Genomic DNA, 19,902 nt, shown 5'->3' on the forward strand with positions numbered 1-19,902 from the left:
CAGGATGGACGCAGTATTACCAGCGGAAAAAAGCAGTAAACGCAAATGGATATATCCGCTGATCCGTAAGGGTAAGCTTTATAAATGGCGCAGCTATATAAGTTACGTTTACCTGCTATTGTTTTTTGCCGGGCCGTTTATTCGTATTAACGGCCAGCCGCTGTTGCTGCTAAATATTATTGAACGCCAGTTTGTGCTTTTTGGGCAAGTGTTTTGGCCGGAGGATATTTTTCTGTTTGTATTAGCTTCGCTAGTGTTTATCGTTTGCGTCGTAGTTTTCACCATTGCCTTTGGCCGGGTATTCTGCGGATGGATATGCCCTCAGACCATTTTTATGGAGATGGTATTTCGGAAGGTAGAAGCCTGGATAGAAGGCGATGCAAATAAGCAGAAGAAGCTGAATGCAGCACCCTGGACAAAAGAAAAGTACCTGAAGAAATCTGCAAAGCACATTGTTTTTATCATCATCTCGTTTTTAATTGCCAATACTTTCCTGGCTTATATTATTGGCAGCAACAGTCTGAAAAAAATAATCACCGAGCCGGTAAGCGCGCACTGGGTAGGTTTCGCCAGCATTTGGGTGTTTACTATAGTATTTTACCTGGTTTACAGCCAGGTGCGCGAGCTTGTTTGTACGGTAATTTGTCCGTACGGCCGCTTGCAGGGCGTTATGATAGATGAACATACCCTTGTTGTAGCCTATGACGATGTCAGGGGCGAGCCGAGGGGTAAGCTATCAAAGCACGACGATGCTTTTAGTTTTAAAGGAGATTGTGTGGATTGCGGCCTTTGCGTGGCGGTTTGCCCCACCGGAATTGATATCAGGAAAGGTACACAACTGGAATGTGTTAACTGTACAGCGTGTATTGATGTTTGTAACGATGTGATGGATAAGATCCATAAGCCGCGCAACCTGATCGGCTTCTTTTCAGAGAGTATGATCAGAAACAAGGAGAAGCCAACTTTTACTATCCGTATGATGGCTTACAGTGCGGTTATACTTGTTTTAAGCGGTATACTGGGCTACTTTATTTTTACCCGCAAAGATATGGATGTAACGGTGATGAGAAGCGCCGGAATGCTTTATCAGCAGCAGCCGGGAGGGAACATCAGTAATATTTATAACGCCGAGATCATTAATAAAACCAACGAAAAAAGAACAATAACGCTCCGGCCGGAAGACCCGGATATCAAGATAAAATATATACAAGCGCCCGGCCCGGTAAATGGCGGTACGTCTGTAAAAACTATATTTTTTGTGGTGATACCTGCCGCGCACATACGCCAGGCGAAAACCGATGTCAGGTTGCAGCTGGTCAGCAATAACAAAATTATTCAAACCGTATCCACAACTTTTGTCGGGCCGGTAAACGACTAAAACTATAATGTGATGAATTGGGGAAAAGGACTTATCGGGGGCATGTTTTTATTCATGCTTTTTATTTTGAGTATGTGTTTTTACATGTTCCGCGCGCCTGATGATGATTATGATCACCAGTACTACGAAAAAGGCCTTACTTACAACCGATATTATAATAAGGAAATGCAGGTTATAAAAGATCAGGCCCAACCGGTTATCAAAATAGCGGGCGAATATGTTTTTATCAAATTTAAAGATGCCGCTGCCGGTACTTTACGGCTTCAGCGCCCGTCAAACGTTTTGTTGGATAGACGCTACCGCTTTGATACCCATCAAAGTACTGGTATGCAATTTTCCGCCGCTACGATTGCCAAAGGCCGCTGGCAGCTGATTTTAGATTGGCGAAGCAACAATAAATCGTATGCATATCAAACAGAAATGATGATACCATGAGTACTGGCTGGATTGCATTTTTTATCGGTTTCTTCGGAAGTGTGCATTGTATAGGGATGTGCGGTCCGCTGGCGTTTGCCATACCCACGTTGCAAAGCAGGTGGTGGCTTATAGTGGCCGATAAATTGGTGTATAATACAGGGCGAATAGTAAGCTATACGCTGATAGGCCTGTTATTTGGTTTGATAGGTCGCCAGCTTTGGGTCTCCGGGCTGCAGCAGGGGGTAAGCCTTTTTAGCGGCATGCTTATTATTTTGGCTGGCATAGCAAAATTGTACCACATGCGCATAACTCACAGCAGGCTTGCTGCAAAAGCATTTGAGCCTGTAAATAAGTTGCTTGCTTTAGCCTTAAGGCACAGAGCGGGGCATTTTATTATTGGCATGGTTAATGGTTTTTTGCCCTGCGGTTTTGTTTACCTTGCCCTTGTTGGCGCTATAAATGCCGGCAGCCCTTTGGCGGCAGGCCGGTTTATGTTTTTGTTCGGAATGGGGACCTTCCCATTAATGCTGGCGGCAACCGTCAGCGCCGGCTTTGTTAGCCCATTGGTTCGCCGCAGGATCAACAGCTTTATGCCTTACCTGATGGTATGTCTGGGTATCTGGTTTATTTTAAGAGGAATGAACTTAAATATTCCATACATCAGCCCCGCAAGACCTTCAGCCGGTAATTTAATTTGTCATTAACGCGGCTGGCCCTTACCCGCTTGTCAATGCCAATGTTACCTATTCCAAATGTGTTTCAGATCATTTTTTCAGGTGTCGCCCGTCATGTGTCAAGCTGTTGATATACAGCATATTTGTGTTATCAAAATGCAAAATATATGAGCACAGTCAAACTAAGCAACGCTGCAACCTGGTCAAACCAGGCTGAAACTGTAAAGCAGTTAACTTTTTTGGAAAAATACAACCGCTTTACCGATGGCCAGGCAAAAAACCGCACAGCGTGGTTTTACATTTCATTGGTGAGCCAGGGTGTGTTATTCCTTCCAATACCTGCCTTATTATCGTACTACTTTAATGCCCCTATAATCGTATTAATCATATCACTCTCGTTGTATTTTGCAAATATCATTGCAGGTATGGGCGGGTCAGGCATCCGCACTATTATTCATTATTTGCCATCAGTGCAGTGATACACTTTATAATGCTGTTAGTGTTTGTTATATAAAATCTGTTGTTGTACTCGTTTGGCCGCCGGTTGATTAGATCACCGGCGGCCTCTTTTTTGTTTAGCAGGGCCCAAGGTAAAAAAAGCAAACGATAGCCTATACAGCCATGCTGAAAAGTTGAGTGGTTGGCTTATTGGCCCATAAACGTGCATCAAGAGCCATACAGATTATCCGGAGGTGATTTTTACCCAATGGAGTTACTTTAACGGAGAGTGGAGATAATTCGACCAGGCCATCGGCTTCAAGTGGCTCCAGCCGTTCAAGGGCCTGAATCAAGACAGCGGGAACAGCGTTATCATAATTCCAGGAGGTCTCGCCTTTGCACATAATGTTTAAGATATGCTGCCGAAGCGCTAAGTCTTCACCGGTTAATAAATGCCCCTTAAGTACAGGTAGTTCACCTGCATCAATCAATTTTAAGTATTCCTCTACCCCCTTAACGTTTTGCGAAAACGCATACCAGGAATCACTTATTGATGATACGCCTAAACCAATCAGCAATTGCGTGTGGTTAGCTGTATAACCCATAAAGTTCCGGTGAAGCTTACCTGTGTCTTCTGCACTTAGCAATTCATCTCCCTGCAGGGCGAAATGGTCCATACCTATTTCGGTAAATCCATAGGTTCGTAAAAGGCTGCGGCCAATTTCGTAAAGCTTATTTTTTTCATGCGCATTTGGCAGGTGTTCTTCGGTAAAGCGTCTCTGACCGGGTTTTAACCACGGCACATGCGCATAACTGTAAAAAGCAATTCTGTCTGGCATTAACTCCGACACAAGATGCATAGTATTGGCCAGCCCTTCCATAGTCTGCAGAGGCAGGCCATAGATAAGATCGAAGTTTACAGAAGTATAGCCTATACTGCGGGCCGAATTCATCACCGACTGTACCTGCTCAAATGTTTGGTGACGGTTGATGATAAATTGCACACGCGGATCAAAGTCTTGTATACCCAGACTTAGCCGCGTGAAGCCCAGCCGGTGCAATACCTGCAAATGTTCAACGGTTGTATTTGCGGGGTGGGCCTCGAAACTAAATTGTGCCTGCGGATGCGCTGTGGCCTTATCGAGCAGGCCCTTTATAAGTGTTTCCAGGTTTGCAGGGCTGAAGAAAGTAGGTGTTCCGCCCCCTAAATGTATTTCGCGGATAACGGGTGAGTCGCCCATTATCTTCAGGTACATATCCCATTCACCAAGTACAGCCTTTATATACGGTTCCTCTACGCGGTGATTTTTTGTAATCCTGGTATTACAGCCGCAATAAGTACATAAGTTTTCGCAATAGGGCAGATGGATGTAAAGGCTTATGCCCCCCGCATCATTACTCTCATTAAATGAAAGCTTAACGGATTGCATCCATTCCCCGGTAGTAAAATGATCGCTGTCCCAGTAGGGTACGGTTGGATAGCTGGTGTACCGTGGCGCGGCTACATTATATTTTTCGGTCAGGCTGGCCACTGATTTTTCGGAATTAATCATTTATCAAGAATTACTTCTTTTGCTTTTATCCGGCAATTTGCAGCGCATATACAAGCATCGCCAACACATTTCTTGTTTTGCCATAAGTCTAGGTTTTTTATTGTTTGATTGGCTATGTCCTGTAATGCTTCTTTAGTAAGACAGGCCTGGTGAGGAGTGACGATTACATTTGGATAGGACATTAACGCTTTTAGAGTTGCGTCTTTTTGTAGTTCATTTTTATCATCGCCAAAAAATTGCTCCCTCTCATGTTCATAAACGTCTATGCCAAGGTATCCGATTTTCTTTCTTTCCAATCCTTCGATAACATCCGTATTATCGATAAGTGCGCCGCGTGATGTATTAATTAACATCACGCCCGGTTTCATCAAACTGATCGCATCTTTGTTTATGATATGCCTTGTCGATGCGATAAGCGGCAGGTGTAAAGATATAATGTCTGATCCGGCGTAAAGCACATCTAAATCCACATGTTCTATATATGGCAGGCTCTCAGGTACGGCTATATCATAACCAATTACCCGGCAGCCCATACCATGAAATATTTTTGCGGCCGCCTGTCCTGTTTCCCCCAGCCCTATAATTCCTGCTGTCTTTCCAAAAAAGTTAAAGCCTATAAGCTCTTCATCCCTGAAATCGCTATCCAGGCCATTTTTTGCGGCTGTTATAATATGGCGGTTAAGCGCAAAAGCAAGCGCAACGGCCTGTTCTGCTGTTGCCTGCGGCGAACAGGCGGGAACGTTTGATAGCTTAATGTTATATTTTGCAGCGGCATCTTTATCGATATGGCCGGTACCGGCCGAGCGTGTTGCAATATATCTTACGCCCGCGTTTGCAAGCTTTTCAATAACCGGTTCAGATACGTCGTCATTAGTATATACAATTATTGCATCCTTGCCTTCCGCATATACCGTTGTTTGAAGGCTCAGCGGGTTTGAGATTAAAGTTATATCGTGTTTTTTTTGATTGGCCTTCGCCAGGAATTCTTTTTCGAATGGTTTTATGCTGTAAGCAACTACTTTCATTGCCAGATACTTTTGATAGCAAAAATATCTTACCACGGATTTACGGCCGGTGAGCGCTGTCAGCCAAAAAAGTGATCTTTGTCAGTTTTTCATCCTGCTCAATTTATTTTCATCAAGCACATGGATGGTGCTGCCCTTTTTTCCGATCAGGCCCTCTTCCTTAAAATCAGATATGGTGCGGCTTACGGTTTCTGTGGCCATACCCGCCATGGCAGCCAGGTCTTCACGCGTAATCTTAAAGCCATCAGCCGGATTGCCCGACAGTTTATGGAGACGAAGTATAGCTTCAGCCATTTTTTTACGCACCGAATTGTACGCCAGCTGCAGCAGTTGCTCTTCTTTATCCCTTATGTCGTTGGCCAGTATCTTTATAAACTCCCGGGCAATGTCAGGATAAAGATTGATCAGCTGGTCGATGCTGTCTTTCGGTATCAGGCATAGCGTACTGTCCTCCAGGGCGGTAGCCGTATCGCTATATGGCTCATTGGTTAACAATGCATGTACGCCCAGGTAGTCGTCAGTATTAAATATACCCGTCATAAATTCGCGCCCATCCTCGGCCAGCTTAACCGTTTTTATACGGCCACTCAATACCAGGTGAAGACCATTCCCCTTATCGCCCTCGAAATATATTACCTGGTTTTTTTTAAACTGCCTGCTTTTGCGTTCACTTATAACCTTTTTCAATTCTTTCAGGCCGCCGTTGCGGTTTACAAAATCGTTCAGCCTGTCTAACGATTTGCTGTAAAAACTTTCATGGTGTTCTTTCTTTTTCAGCCGGCTTTCAATGGCATTAAGCAGCTCTATATCATCAAAAGGCTTGGTGAGATAGTCGTCGGCACCCATCTCCATTCCTTTGCGCAAATCAATACGCTCTGCCTTCGCCGTCAGAAAAATAAACGGAATAACCGCCGTCGCAGCATTCTTATTCAGCATATACAAAACGCCATAGCCGTCAAGCTCAGGCATCATAATGTCGCATAATATAATATCCGGAAGATGTTTTTGCGCCAGTTCAACACCGGTTTTACCGTTATCTGCATCAAAAACTTCGTAACCGGCCAAATCAAGAATTTCAACTACGTTCTCGCGTATATCAGTGTTGTCTTCAATTATCAGTACCTTCTTTTTCATAGGGTCGGAAATAACAGTTGGAAAACTGTGCCGTTGTTAATTTTACTTTTAAAATCTACTTTACCATTCATTAGCATGGTATAGCGCGCCACAATGTTAAGGCCCAGGCCTGTGCCGGGGATATTGCCAATATTATGCGCCCTGAAGAATGCCTCGAATAAATGTTTCTGATCGTTTTCAGGTATGCCAATGCCGTTATCCTTAATGGTTATAATGCAATCCTTTTCGTTTATTTCGGTATTGAACTCTATAAAGGTGTTTTCGCCCGAATATTTGATGGCGTTTCCAATAATATTAAAAATACAGTTTTTTAGCAAGTTTTGGTCAAGGCAAACCATGCTGTTGATGCCGGTATGCTGATAAATAATGCTTTGATTTTGCTTTGCCACCAGTTGCATTTCTTCGGTAACCTCTTCAGCCAGTTTAACCAGGTCGAAAGTTGAAAATGAGGGTTCCACTCTTCCGGCTTCCAGCTTTTCAAGCGAAAGAAAATCATTCAGGATAGTGGTGAGATTCCCAACCGCACTTTTAATTTTTACAACATGTTTACGAATATTGGCGTTCGCGAAGGGTTCCGCATACTTTTCAATAAGCGAAGCAGACAGCTGAACTGCACTTAATGGCGTTCGAAATTCGTGCGATGCCATCGACACAAACCTGCTTTTTAGCTGGCCAAGTTCTTTTTCTTTTTCGAGTGAAAGACTTACCTCTTCTTTTGCCTCATGCAACTCACGCACAATTTCTTTCAGCGAGCGGGTACGCTCTTCAACCAGGTCCTCCAGGTGACTTGCGTATTCTTTCAATTTTTCCTCGGCTTCTTTTTGCCTGCTCAGGTCGTGAATAAAGCCGGTGTAAATCTTGCGGCCCGAAAACTGAACTTCGCTAACGCCAAGCCGAAAGGGAAATTTAACACCATCCTTTCTAAGCCCTGTCACTTCACGTCCAATACCGATAATATGGGGCACGCCCGTTGTTTGATAACGGTTTAAATAACTATCATGCTGCTCCCGGTCAGGAGGCGGCATAAGCATCGATACATTTTGCCCGATAACTTCTTCAGGCTGGTATCCAAATAATTTGCATGCAGACGGGTTAATGGTTTCGACGATACCCCGTTCAGATATGGTGATGATACCGTCGATAGCGTTTTGAATGATTGCATTTAGTAAGGCGGCGCTTTCCATTATTAATTAAGGAATTGATATAGTGACAAATATCAAAAAGCTTTATTTAAAAAACTACACCGGCCGAAAGATAAACCAGTGTATAATGAGAAAAGTCATCTTTTAAAGTGATTTTTATACAAAAGCAAATTTGTGGCAGCTATTAGATTGAAAAAGTGATCATTGTCATATTTTGAGGCGACCCTGATCATAATTATAAATATCATTTATTTTACGCAAAGCATTTTAACAGTTAGCCCCAATCATCAGCGCCTTCGGTGGCCTCGCCGGGTACCCTTTCCAGCGCTCCTGTCAGTAAATTTTTGTTTACCTGGATTAGGCCTTTATTATGCGCTCACTTTCAGTAAGCCGGCATTTATTGCAACTACAACCGTACTAACAGTCATCAGAACTGCACCGATAGCAGGACTCAGCAGTACACCCTGGTTATAAAGCACACCAGCTGCCAACGGCAGCGTAAATACATTGTAACCGGTAGCCCAGGCCAGGTTCTGGATCATTTTCCGATAGGTAGCTTTGCCAAATAAGATCAGGTTTACTACGTCTTTTGGATTGCTGTTAACTAAAACGATACCTGCTGTTTCGGCGGCGATGTCACTGCCCGAGCCCACAGCAATGCCGATGTCTGCCTGCGCAAGCGCCGGGGCATCGTTTACCCCGTCGCCTGTCATTGCTATAAAGCCGCCTTCTTGCTGAAGATCTTTGATCTTCTGTAATTTTTGATGCGGCAACACTTCAGCAAAAAAGGCATCCATCTTAAGCTGGGAACATACGCTTTCAGCAATAATTTTGTTGTCGCCCGTGAGTAGAATTGACTTGATATTATTTTCATGGAGTGTCTTTATAACTTCTGCTGATTCCGGCCTTACGGCATCGGCCAGGGCGATGAAGCCAGCCACACGGTCATCGGATATAACAAAAACAATGGTTTCGTTACCCGCCTGATGATATTCCGGGGGAAATTGCAGATTGTTTTCTTTCAAATAGGCCGGACTGACAACCTTAACCCGTTTTTGCCCTATCACTGCTTCCACACCCTTGCCGGTTATTGCTTTAAAGCTATCTGCAACCGGCAGGTTGAGGTTTCTTTTCTTCGCTTCCGCTATTATTCCAGTTGCTATTGGATGTTCGGAATTTGCTTCCAATGCGCCCGCCATACGAATCAGTTCATCTTCACCCGATACAGCTTCTCCGGTAATAACGACACGAGATACTTCAAACTTTCCTTTAGTGAGTGTTCCCGTTTTATCAAAAACAATAGCAGTGATCTTCCTGGCATTCTCAAACGCGGTTCTGTTCTTGATGAGCAAGCCATGCTGTGCAGATAAAGAAGTCGATTTAGCCACCACTAGCGGAACCGCCAAACCAAGCGCATGCGGGCAGCAGATCACAATTACGGTAACCATGCGTTCCATCGCAAAAGCAAGATCGCGGCCTAAACTGATCCAAATAATAAACGTAACCACGCCTGCTAAAAGCGCGATTACGGTTAACCATCTGGCCGCTTTGTCCGCCAATAGTTGAGTACTTGATTTAGCCTCTTGTGCGCTTCGTACCAGGTCAATAACTTTAAACAGGTAAGAATCTTTACCGCTGTGAGTTACCCGGACTTTTAATGAACCATTTCCATTTACAGAACCGGCGATCACTTTTTGCCCCTTTGCTTTCTGAACCGGCGCTGATTCTCCCGTCAGCATAGACTCATTCAAATAGCTGTCGCCTACCTCTACAATACCATCTGCGGCAATCTTCTCGCCCGGCTTAATCAGGATCAGGTCGTTTTCCTTAAGGGTGTCTGTTTTCACATCCATAATGTGGTCCCCGTGAACCAGGTGCGCATCCGAAGGCATCAATTGAACCAGTAATTCGAGTTCCCGTGAAGCGCCTGAAACGGACTTCATTTCGATCCAGTGCCCAAGTAGCATAATCAGGATGAGCGTTGCCAATTCCCAAAAGAAATCCATGCCCTTTAGTCCGAAAACAGTGGCAGCACTGTAGCCATAAGCCACCGTGATGGCAAAACCAATGAGCGTCATCATGCCTGGATTCTTAGTTTTTATCTCCCCAAACCACCCGGTTAAAAAGGGCCAGCCCCCATAAACAAATACGACACTTGATAACGCAAAAAGAACGTGCTGGCTTCCGGGAAAACCAATATTTAAATGCAGCCACTGCCGTATCATGTCAGATAAGAGCAAGATCGGCACGGTCAGCACTAATACCACATAAAAACGTTTGCGAAAATCTGCGATCATGGCATCGTGATTGTGGCCTGCATGCCCCATTTGCTGATAGGTGCTATTTAGCTTGTAGTGTTCATGCTGATGTCCGGTTACTCCGGGCATTCCATGTTGATCGTGTTTATGTTCCATATCGCTCATTTTATTTTAATAGGTCAGGGTTAATCCGGCCCCGAGGCCCATATCGCTGTCGTAATGGCTGGAAATTGAGAAATTCTTATTGACAATGTACCGTAGCCCGGTACTGTATTCTTTATCGGTGTTGCCCACAATAGAAAATCGCAGCCTGCTGGTCAGCGCAATATCGTCGCGCCCTAACTGGAATCTTAACTTACCATTGCCGTCGATACGTGCATCGGCAACAAATAGCATAGGCAGCGTATAAGCCAAACCTGCCACTACCGTATGCCGGTTGTTTTTGTTACTGATCTGTCCAAGCAGATTTTTCTCCTGCTCACCGGTTTTCCGGTAGTGGTAATCGAAGCCTGCATAGGCATACAACCATTGCATCCGCCCAAAGTAACGTCCGAACATAGTCTCGCTCTCATAGCCTTTGGTATCCTGAAGCCCCAGGTGCCACATCGTCGAAAACTTCCAGCGCGTGTTGGCTAAAGCCGCGTTACCATCGCTGCCGTTAGTCTCGATCCCCAGTTTTGCCGAAGCATAGAATTTACGGTCGTCGGCTGCCACTTTTTTGAACGCGGCAACAGGATCAGGCACCTCGGGATTGACCGGCGAATTTTCATAACTGAATATGCGTCCCATACCGCTCATCATATGATAAAGAATGTGGCAATGGAAAAACCAATCGCCACTTTCCGTTGCCCTGAACTCGATTGTGTCACGTTCCATCGGCATAATATCCAGCGTATTTTTGAGCGGCGAATATTCGCCTTGTCCGTTAAGTACACGGAAAAAATGGCCGTGCAGGTGCATGGGGTGGCGCATCATGGTATTGTTGTACAAAACAATACGAACGTTTTCCCCCTGTTTGATCAATATCTTGTCCGATTCGGAAACCGTTTTGTTATTGATGGACCATACATAACGGTTCATATTGCCGGTCAGCTCAAAGTTGAGCACTTTCGTTGGTCCTTCCGGCAAAGTTGTAGGATGAGTGGCCTTTAGCATACCGTAATTCAGTGTTACCGGCGGTTCGCCTTCACCAAGCTCGGAGTACATAACAGTGTTCATATCCATTACCTGGTTGGTCATTGTCATGCCCTTCATTTCTTTCATATTGCCGTGCATATCCATCATATCGTTCATCATCTTCATGCCGTCAAAATATTTCAGCTTTGGTAATTTTTTAGCCGGATGCTTTAACCCGCTGCCTAACCATAGCGAGGTGTATTTTGTGCGGTCTTCCGGAGTTGCCAGGAACTCGTACCTTCGGTCTTTAGGTATCGTCACTACCACATCATAAGTTTCTGCAACCCCCACTATCAAGCGGTCGGCATTCACCGGCTGAACGTCTTCACCATCATTAGCTACTATCTGCAGCTTACCACCTGCCCAGGTTAGCCAAAAGTAAGTGGACGAACTGCCGTTGATGACATGCAGCCTGACCTTGTCGCCGGCTTTAAATTCCGGCGCTGCGGTTTCCGTCTTACCATTACTAAAAAAGCGGTCGTAATATACATCGCTCACGTCCATCGCGGTCATTCTTTTCCATTCGTTAATGAGTTTTGTACCCAAATGGCCGGTTTGAATCGCCTGCAGATAGTTCTGCGTACTGCCTTTGCGAATGGCGTACCAGTCTGAAGCGTTATGCAGCCTCCGTTGCACCTGCTCAGGGTTTTCATCGGTCCAGTCGCTTAACAGCAGCGTATATTCTTTCATGGCCATGGGCTGCTTTTCATGGATGATGAAAGCGCCGTATAAGCCGCTCTGTTGTTGTGTCATGGTGTGCGAATGGTACCAGTAGGTGCCATGTTGCACAAGCGGGAATTTAAATAAATGCGTCTCTCCGGCTTCGATAGGTGTTGTGGTCAGATAAGAAACACCATCATACCTGTTAGGTAAAATCAAGCCGTGCCAATGGATAGAAGTTTCCATCATCATTTCGTTATGCACGTAAATCTCAGCAGTGTCGCCCTCGGTAAATTCGAGCGTTGGCGCAGGAATGCTGCCGTTAATCGCCATTGCGGGCCGCTGTTTGCCGGTGTAATTAACTATGGTATCGTTGATATACAAATGATATATCTCGCGCTTTCCGATTTTAGTATAAAGCGGAAGGTGCCTGCTCTTATTTGAACTGCCCATTCCCATCATTGCGTGCTGTGCAAACGTGGCCTGAAGCAGTAAAAGCAGGACCAGGGAAAAAAATACCTTTTTCATTGTAATATAGGGGGCTGAAGCTTCGGCCTTTTGTAATTATTTTACTGCGGGCAATGTTTCTTGCACCTCACCGCAGGTTAACATTTGGTTTCCGTAATAAGGATTTTTAATAGCCGCCGATTCGCTGAGCCAGTAGCTTTTTTTCATCGGACAATAGGCTTTGTAAACCATTGCAGAATTGAGCTTTAGAGCTTTAATGAGATTGTACATATTTTCAGAAAGACTAGCGAAATGTTCACGCTGACGACTAATATCGCTGCCCTCTGCAACATCACGTACATCCGACTGCAATTTGCCGGTGTATTTTAACCAGGCGGCTTTATCGCCAGCAGTTAGCTGGTCGGCAGGAAACGATGACAATGCACTTAGCAATTCTTTGGCTTTGGCGCCGGTTGCTGATGAATTGCCTGTGATAAGCGCATTTTTGACACCGTAATAAGCAGTAAGAATATCGTCTTTTGAGGAAATAGATTGCGCGTTAACGCGGCTAACGGAAAGCGCGACAAAGGCGCATACAAGAATTTTAAGCTTTTTCATGCTCTTGAAATATTTAATAAATAAATTCAGTTGTCTGCCAGGCAGACAAAACCGATTAAAGAAGTCTTTGCAGCAGGTATATAACCACGTAGGTTACCTGTTTCTCCGGAATGAAGGGATCTATATGAAAATTCAGATCCGGAAATTGCAATTAAGAAGGAAAAAAGGACGCGCAATGGCGGATGGCGGCGCTTTACTTACCGGGTATAGAACCGTTTGAAACAACGGGCGGCAGCCGATTGAGCCGTAAGACGGAATTGACGGAAGTGCTACAGCGCTTGTTCCCAAAGTAAGGTGGCTGTAAGTGATAGCACCGCTTTTGTCAGATTTCAACTGCTGGTGTTTATCCGTACAGCATTTTTTTGAAGCTTTTTCTTTGAGCGGCATTCCGCAGGTATGGCATTTGCCGTGGTAATTGTGCCATATAGAAACCTTGATCAACCTGCCCATGCAGTACTGATAATGCAATGTGGCCCCGGACGAGACTCCGACATACAATACGGCTAAAAAGATTACAAATAGCTTCTTGGTCACAGTGCAAATATTGCAAATAAAACGAGCAGGCTTTTATATAATTATCGTTTCCTTTTATATTTAAAATGGCCGGCACTGCAAAGCTAAGCGTTGCTTTCTGTTTGATTTGTGACACCTGTTACCTTTTTATTTGCTGACGGTCAATGATTTGTTTATGCACGCAGAGTTTCTTTGTATAAAAAAAGTCATGAAAAAAACATTCACTTTATTTATGATAATTGCTGCTATTCTTGCAGCAGGCCTGACAACTACGTTTGCGCAAACGGAACCTACGGGAGCTTCGGCAACAGAAATTCACATTAATAAAAAAGGCCAAATCCATGATCATGGGGGCACGTTGCTGGGCTTTATCAATAAAGATGATATTGTAAGGGATGCAAAGGGCCATAAGGTTTACTTTATCGACCGGGACGGTAACGTTATAGATGCCAAAGGTAAAAAGTTAGGTAAGGCACGTAAAGACGGATTCTATTTTAACAATGAGGGTGAGAGTGTACTTAAGGTTAGAGACAAAGATGAGGAAGAGTGCGAAATTCTTGATCCGGCAGGCCATAACTTCGGCACAACGCATAAAAACTATAAGTTACATGCTTGTGCCGCACACTGCTTTTGGTTAAGAAAGCAAAATATGCCGCATCCGGGTCATTAATTTAAGGGAGCGCCTGTACTCATTAATATTCGATCAGTGTGTGTGTTGCAGGCTGTCGATCATTGCTTTCATTTCGGCAATCTCCTTCTCCTGAGTCTCGATGATACCATCCGCCAGTTTTCTTACACGTGCATCTTTAATATGCGCATTCTTGCTAGTCATAATGGCTATAGAATGATGAGGTATCATTCCTTTCATATACTGAATATCACTGATCAGGAATTGCTTATGGACACCGATGAACGCAAACGCAAATACGACTATACTGGAGATCATTATTATGATATTCGCCTTTTTATCAGAGTACATCAATGGCATCATGACTATCATGAGTACCGCCATCGCGCATATCATCAATAGGCTCATGTAAAAACGTGTCATATTAAGATAAATATGATCAGCTTCTTCTACATTCAGAAACATGATGGCATACATGAGTATAAACGAAATTAAGAGTATAAGGGCGAATCTGCTATAATTTGATTTTTCCATCGCTTTAGTCATTAGTTTATTTTTTCGATTACTCATACTGACATGCGGGAACCCCTGCGCTATCAAGCTATCATTTAAAGTGATTTTCGTGTCTGTCTTATATTAAAATACACTCAGATATCCAGATTGTTCTCGCACGATTGGAGTTTATCAAATTTTGCGGGACATCTTACGCGACAGTTTTACCGGGTTCAGTGGTAGCCTGTGAGAGGTAAAAAGCGACAATCAGCGTCATTAAAGCTGAAACGGTAAAAGCAAACTCAGCACCGAACCGGAACCATAACCAGCCGGTAAGCGCGCTGGCGAGCATTGCGCAGATGCTTTGGAATCCCGTATAAGTTCCAATGGCAGTTGCGGTATCGTTCTTTTTAGTGATATTGCTTATCCATGCTTTGGATATACCTTCCGTCGCCGCAGCATACAAACCATACAGGAAGAATAACAGGCCGTACCAATACCAACCACTGTTTACCGTCATGCCGCTATACACCACCACAAAAAGTAATAGTCCGGCTATAAATACTCTCTTCAGCCCTGCCAGGTCTGCCAGTACACCAAGCGGAAAAGCCGCAATGGCGTACACAATGTTATAAAAAATATATACCCCTATTGTGGCCATATCACTCAATCCTGCCTGTTTTATCCTTAAGAGAAGGAATACATCAGAACTGTTGACTAAGGAAAACATTAATAACCCGCCAACCAGTTTTCGGTAACTGGCAGGGCTGGTTTTCCAGTAGTGTAAAAAAGAGAAAAATGAAAGAGTAGCCTTAGATTCTTTTGGTCGTGCTTTCCGGTCTTTCAGGAAAAATGACAAGCCTATCGCCAGCACTCCGGGAATAAATGCCAGCAAGAACATCGGACGATAACTGGCCGGATAAATATATAGATACAATAATGCCAGCGAAGGCCCGGCTACAGCCCCCATTGTGTCCATCGAACGATGAAAGCCAAATACACGGCCTTTTGTGGCGGGTGTAGCCTCGTCAGACAGCAGGGCATCCCGTGCACCAGTTCGTATTCCTTTTCCCAGGCGGTCAACAGTACGGGCAAGAAATATCCATACCGGAAAAGTGGTTACGGCCATCAAGGGCTTTGAAAAAGCGCTTAATGTATAACCCAGGCGGATAAATGGGGCACGTCTGCCGCTATTGTCAGACCACTTTCCAAAATAGCCTTTACTTAACCCTGCAATTGCCTCAGCAATCCCTTCTAATATGCCGATTAGTAACACGGAAAAGCCAACACTCTCCAGGTAAATGGGCATAATGGGATAAAGCATCTCACTGGCGACATCCGTCAGCAAACTTATAAAAGAGAGAATCCAGACGGTCCGTGTTAAAAATTTCATGTAAGTCTGTTATCCGCGATATATAGCTGACATTTCCGTCAAATAGTTATCAATTCAATCTGCTCTTCAGGCTATCTGCCCAACTAATCAGCCTTTCCTTTTCGGCTGCTGAAAGAACGGCATCGCGATGAATGACGGTGTATATACTCATAGGCATTTCCCCTTCCTTTACTTCTTCGGTTAGGTCTTTTAATTTATGCTGTTTTTGGGAAAGGCTATAACTGTTAAACTCGTCGAAATTAAGGTCTTCTTTACCTTCATTCACATCGCGGGCAAGCAACCAGCCCACCGGCTGGATGTTGTTGTACCAGGGATAATAGGTATTGTTGGAATGACAATCATAACAACTGCGTTTAAGCACAGTTTGAACATCGCCGGGAACCGTATAGTGTTTATCTATGCTGTTTACATACGGGCCGGAAGAAATATTTTTGTTTGGACGAATAAATTGGATCACGACCAGTATCACCAATAGTACAAGGAGTATCTTTTTTATTACTTTCATAGTGTATGGCTTATACTTTAACACCAAATAAATAACCGACTATTGCAGATAGTCCATCGCAAGGATCGTCAATATAGCGATGCGTAAAACCGCTTTACTAACGCGCAATCTCCGGGTCTGCTGTTGTGGAACCCTATATAATCAGGATGGCTTCACCCTTGTTACGAAGTAACGAAAAGTGTTATTCATTTTTTATGATGAAGATATGTATAAAAAATGACCGTTAACAGCTTTAGGGGGAAATCATTTGGTATTTGCGGGAAGCGTCAGATAAAAGGATGTTCGAGTCTTATATTGAAAGTTGAAGTAGTTTAAAAAGCCTTTCTCAATGCGATCATTACCAAGTTGCCGAATACGAAGAATACCAGCTGAAAATCGTTGCCAACCTGAAAAAGCAGTAAGGTTATATCTTGGTTTATACGCTGCAAAACTTTCAAATAAGCCAGCCAATTTGCAAAAGCGAACTTTGACTTTAGAATTTTTCATTTTGTATTTGTCATAACGAGTATTCTTTTTCATAAAGTCATTTTATTTCATACCTTGATTTAGGGGCGATATACAACAGGCAATAGCTCAAAACTTTTATTTATCCCGTTTTTCCAGTGAATAAGCAATATTGTTTTTATAAGATTGCGATATATAAAGTGCTATGTGATAAAAAAATAAGAAAAGAACAGGGCTAATGCTCACAAGGATAAATTTGAGCCGGAATGACAAGCTGGGACGCCTGTTGAACTCCCGTCGTAAATTGTCTGAAATTTTTGCCAATGTTTGTTCTTCTATTCCAAAACATTTCCGCCAAATGCATACTGCTTCAGCATAGTGATATACCGTATCAGCCTCCTGAGGCCCCCATCGTTTAATCAATGCATTTTTAAAGCCATAATCCATGAAGTTCTGTGACGATATTCGGGTTTGCGGATGAATATGAATAAATACCAGCGGATTAGGTATTGATTTTACGTTAAGACCGAGTTTAATTATCATTTTACACAGGTCATAATCGTCCATACGGCTTTGTTCTTCATCGAACCGGAGATTATTAGCCTGAAATATCTTTTTATTGATTATGATTGATGAGCATGACATCATCATCAGCCTATTGGTATGGAGCGTCTTATTGTAATGATAATAACGATAGAGTTTGAAAGGATATGGGTGTATTTTCGAATAGCCGCCACAATATAATAATGCAAGTTTGGGATTAGCAACCATCTCATCCATCCGTATTTTGATGCTTTCGGCCAGCATTTCATCGTCGTCATCTAAAAATATGACGTAATCACTGCCAGACGCGTCCATTCCGTCATTTCGGGCGCCCGATGCAAATTTTTTGGTACTGTGGATATAAAGCCATACTATGCCTGGATAGCTGTTTTTAAATTCCGCTACAATTGCCTTGGTCTCATTGCTTGCTTTCTGATCGCAGTTATTATCTATTATACAGACTTCAAAACGGGGATAATTCTGTGTAGCAACAGACAGCAGGGCTCTTTTTAACAGTTCAGGTCTGTTTTTAGTAGGTATAATAACAGATAAGGTAGCATAAGACATTATTATTCGGAATTATTAAGATAGAAAGGCAAAGCCGTTGATATAAACTGCATAGCAACTTGCAGCCCAATCTCAAAGTTTTTGTCTGGAATACATTTTCTTAAATTCGCCATCCTTATTAACCAGGGTTTCGAAATCCCCTTCCTGATCGATATGGCCATTTTTAAGGAGGTAAATATAGTCTGCAATTTTTAAATTATACAGCCTGTGGGTAACCACAATTATCATTTGATCTTTCAGGTTCTTTTTCAGGTTTTCAAACACTTCAAATTCGGCGTTTGGATCCAATGAACTGGTTGGCTCATCGAGTATAATAAGGTTTGCGTCACGGTAAAATATCCTTGACAGGGCTAACTTTTGCCATTGGCCACCGCTTAATTGTTCGCTGCCCTTAAAATGCCTTCCTATACGGGTTTTGTAGCCATTGCTCAGCTGCATAATAAAATCGTGTGCCTGGGCCAGCTTGGCAGCCTGCTCGGTTTGGCCTTTAGTTATATCATTATTGTCATCACCCAGCATTATATTCTCTTCAACGCTTAAAAAATATTTTTCAAAATCCTGAAATAGGAACACTGTTTTATTTCGAAAAGCATTTAATTCTATTTGACTAATATCTATGTTGTCAACTTTAATATCCCCTGCCTGGCTCTCGTAAAGCCTGGCCAGCAGTTTTATAAGCGTGGTTTTCCCCGAACCATTTTCTCCTACCAGTGCAACTATCTTGCCGGGTTTACATTCCATGTATATATTATCAAGTACAACTTTGTTCGTGTCGGGGTAGGTGAAGGATAATTTTGATATGGTAAGGCCTGTTTTTGCGGAAGGAAATGGTAATGTGCCCGCATTTATCTTTGATGTTTTGAGATCTAAAAATGAAAACAGATCTTTTAAAAAGAGCCTTTGCTGAAATAACTGAATAAGCGCCTGTAGAAAACCTTTTGAGGAATTTTGAAGGCGTTGAAAACCTTGCAGGTAAATAACAAAAACGCCCAAAGTAATTATTTTTTCCCACGTGTACTCGGCAAGCAAGGCGAAGGCAAAGCCCATAGCAATCACTTCGCCTGCTTCGGCTAATAAATTATACCAGACAAGTTTGGCATGAAGCGATGTTTTTTCACGATAAATAATCTCCCGGATATTCATTATTTTTTTTATGAAGCTATTCCCGTAACCAAACACACGTACTTCTTTTGCAGAATTAATGCCGGTTAAAGCATTGCTCAAATAGTTCGCCTCACGCTCCATAGGGGCAAATTTTTTCTCCATCTGCAGCAGTCTGAAACCCGAATACCATTTTGTTATGGCTAATGGTATAAATACTACCGTTAAAAAGAGCGCGAAAAGAGCATGAATAGTAAAGAAGAATCCAATGAGGAATAACAGCGAAAGGATGTTAATTACCATAGTGTTAAAGTCCTTAAATAATTGTGGTATCTTATAAGATGCCTGTTGCTGTGCAAGATGTAAAGTGTCGTGATACAGCGGATTTTCATAATACTCATAGTCAACCTCAATGGCTTTTTGAAATATCTTGGCCGATAGACTATCGGTTATCTTGTGCTGATGCTTAATATCTAAGTATGCCGAGTATTGGTTAATACATACAATTAGCAATTGTATCAACGCATAACCCGCGATAAATGGTAAAATACTGTCAAACGCTTTGTACTGATGCAGTACAGCGTCTATCATAGCTTTCATGAAATAAAGGGAAGCTATAGGCAGAAAAGATTGTAATATCTGCAGAAAAACATTGACTCTGGTCAGGCGCTTGTCAACAGTCCAGAGCAATTCACGGGACCTTCTGAGGTCGTGTAAAAAAGCTATAAAGTTCTTTCTTATATTCAAAATGGATTGTGAGTTAACTTATAAAATATTATCTTCAGCGATCGTTAAA

General features: G+C 43.1%; 19 protein-coding genes. 5 read left to right on the forward strand and 14 right to left on the reverse strand.

The features are described from left to right. Positions 1 to 4 precede the first annotated feature (4 nt). From ccoG to Q3W13_RS09365, 4 genes are all read left to right on the forward strand, one after another. Positions 5 to 1,378, forward strand: coding sequence for a cytochrome c oxidase accessory protein CcoG (ccoG, locus tag Q3W13_RS09350; protein WP_302863184.1), 1,374 nt, complete (start codon positions 5 to 7; stop codon positions 1,376 to 1,378). Positions 1,379 to 1,390: 12 nt separating this feature from the next. Next, complete coding sequence (locus Q3W13_RS09355) at positions 1,391 to 1,813, forward strand: FixH family protein (protein ID WP_302863186.1); 423 nt, start codon at positions 1,391 to 1,393, stop codon at positions 1,811 to 1,813. Continuing rightward, the gene (locus Q3W13_RS09360) at positions 1,810 to 2,499 is read left to right on the forward strand and encodes a sulfite exporter TauE/SafE family protein (protein WP_302863187.1); all 690 of its coding nucleotides are present in this window, start codon (positions 1,810 to 1,812) and stop codon (positions 2,497 to 2,499) included. The genes Q3W13_RS09355 and Q3W13_RS09360 overlap by 4 nt, the downstream gene beginning before the upstream one ends. A gap of 137 nt (positions 2,500 to 2,636) precedes the next feature. Next, complete coding sequence (locus Q3W13_RS09365; RefSeq protein WP_302863189.1) at positions 2,637 to 2,948, forward strand: hypothetical protein; 312 nt, start codon at positions 2,637 to 2,639, stop codon at positions 2,946 to 2,948. A gap of 132 nt (positions 2,949 to 3,080) precedes the next feature. Here the strand turns inward: Q3W13_RS09365 and hemN are convergent, their stop codons facing one another. The 8 genes from hemN to Q3W13_RS09405 all read right to left on the reverse strand — a co-directional run bounded on the left by hemN (position 3,081) and on the right by Q3W13_RS09405 (position 13,370). Then, on the reverse strand, positions 3,081 to 4,460 hold the full coding sequence (gene hemN, locus Q3W13_RS09370; protein ID WP_302863190.1) for an oxygen-independent coproporphyrinogen III oxidase: 1,380 nt from the start codon (positions 4,458 to 4,460) through the stop codon (positions 3,081 to 3,083). Next, the gene (locus Q3W13_RS09375) at positions 4,457 to 5,485 is read right to left on the reverse strand and encodes a 2-hydroxyacid dehydrogenase (RefSeq protein WP_302863191.1); all 1,029 of its coding nucleotides are present in this window, start codon (positions 5,483 to 5,485) and stop codon (positions 4,457 to 4,459) included. The genes hemN and Q3W13_RS09375 overlap by 4 nt, the downstream gene beginning before the upstream one ends. Positions 5,486 to 5,566: 81 nt before the next feature. Next, positions 5,567 to 6,619: a response regulator gene (locus Q3W13_RS09380; RefSeq protein ID WP_302863192.1), complete on the reverse strand. Its 1,053-nt coding sequence runs from the start codon at positions 6,617 to 6,619 to the stop codon at positions 5,567 to 5,569. Then, positions 6,616 to 7,803 carry a PAS domain-containing sensor histidine kinase gene (locus Q3W13_RS09385; RefSeq protein ID WP_302863193.1) on the reverse strand — a complete coding sequence of 396 codons (1,188 nt, stop codon included), beginning with the start codon at positions 7,801 to 7,803 and terminating at the stop codon, positions 6,616 to 6,618. Before Q3W13_RS09385 ends, Q3W13_RS09380 begins: the two co-directional genes overlap by 4 nt. A gap of 326 nt (positions 7,804 to 8,129) precedes the next feature. Beyond that, complete coding sequence (locus tag Q3W13_RS09390) at positions 8,130 to 10,175, reverse strand: copper-translocating P-type ATPase (RefSeq protein WP_302863195.1); 2,046 nt, start codon at positions 10,173 to 10,175, stop codon at positions 8,130 to 8,132. A 15-nt stretch (positions 10,176 to 10,190) separates the two neighbouring features. Next, complete coding sequence (locus Q3W13_RS09395) at positions 10,191 to 12,383, reverse strand: multicopper oxidase domain-containing protein (protein ID WP_302863197.1); 2,193 nt, start codon at positions 12,381 to 12,383, stop codon at positions 10,191 to 10,193. 36 nt (positions 12,384 to 12,419) lie between these two features. Then, positions 12,420 to 12,920, reverse strand: coding sequence for a DUF3347 domain-containing protein (locus Q3W13_RS09400; protein ID WP_302863198.1), 501 nt, complete (start codon positions 12,918 to 12,920; stop codon positions 12,420 to 12,422). 132 nt (positions 12,921 to 13,052) lie between these two features. Next, complete coding sequence (locus tag Q3W13_RS09405) at positions 13,053 to 13,370, reverse strand: hypothetical protein (protein WP_302863200.1); 318 nt, start codon at positions 13,368 to 13,370, stop codon at positions 13,053 to 13,055. 271 nt (positions 13,371 to 13,641) lie between these two features. Here Q3W13_RS09405 and Q3W13_RS09410 point away from each other — a divergent pair, with 271 nt between their 5' ends. Then, positions 13,642 to 14,103, forward strand: coding sequence for a DUF3659 domain-containing protein (locus Q3W13_RS09410; protein ID WP_302863202.1), 462 nt, complete (start codon positions 13,642 to 13,644; stop codon positions 14,101 to 14,103). Between the two features lie 33 nt (positions 14,104 to 14,136). On the opposite strand, the gene Q3W13_RS09415 is transcribed toward Q3W13_RS09410, so the two are convergent. The 6 genes from Q3W13_RS09415 to Q3W13_RS09440 all read right to left on the reverse strand — a co-directional run bounded on the left by Q3W13_RS09415 (position 14,137) and on the right by Q3W13_RS09440 (position 19,706). Then, the gene (locus tag Q3W13_RS09415; protein ID WP_302863204.1) at positions 14,137 to 14,445 is read right to left on the reverse strand and encodes a DUF305 domain-containing protein; all 309 of its coding nucleotides are present in this window, start codon (positions 14,443 to 14,445) and stop codon (positions 14,137 to 14,139) included. Between the two features lie 319 nt (positions 14,446 to 14,764). Beyond that, positions 14,765 to 15,946, reverse strand: a complete 1,182-nt coding sequence (locus Q3W13_RS09420) for an MFS transporter (RefSeq protein ID WP_302863205.1) — start codon at positions 15,944 to 15,946, stop codon at positions 14,765 to 14,767. A gap of 49 nt (positions 15,947 to 15,995) precedes the next feature. Then, complete coding sequence (locus Q3W13_RS09425) at positions 15,996 to 16,451, reverse strand: heme-binding domain-containing protein (RefSeq protein ID WP_302863208.1); 456 nt, start codon at positions 16,449 to 16,451, stop codon at positions 15,996 to 15,998. A gap of 243 nt (positions 16,452 to 16,694) precedes the next feature. Beyond that, a complete protein-coding gene (locus tag Q3W13_RS09430) occupies positions 16,695 to 16,970 on the reverse strand; it encodes a hypothetical protein (RefSeq protein WP_302863210.1) in 276 nt (91 codons plus the stop codon). A gap of 63 nt (positions 16,971 to 17,033) precedes the next feature. Next, entirely contained in the window at positions 17,034 to 18,005 is a 972-nt protein-coding gene (locus Q3W13_RS09435) for a glycosyltransferase family 2 protein (protein ID WP_302863212.1), read from the reverse strand. Positions 18,006 to 18,077: 72 nt separating this feature from the next. Further along, positions 18,078 to 19,706: an ABC transporter ATP-binding protein gene (locus Q3W13_RS09440; protein WP_302863214.1), complete on the reverse strand. Its 1,629-nt coding sequence runs from the start codon at positions 19,704 to 19,706 to the stop codon at positions 18,078 to 18,080. Positions 19,707 to 19,902: the final 196 nt, after the last annotated feature.

It is taken from the genome of Mucilaginibacter sp. L3T2-6 (assembly GCF_030519355.1).
Classification (GTDB): Bacteria; Bacteroidota; Bacteroidia; order Sphingobacteriales; family Sphingobacteriaceae; genus Mucilaginibacter.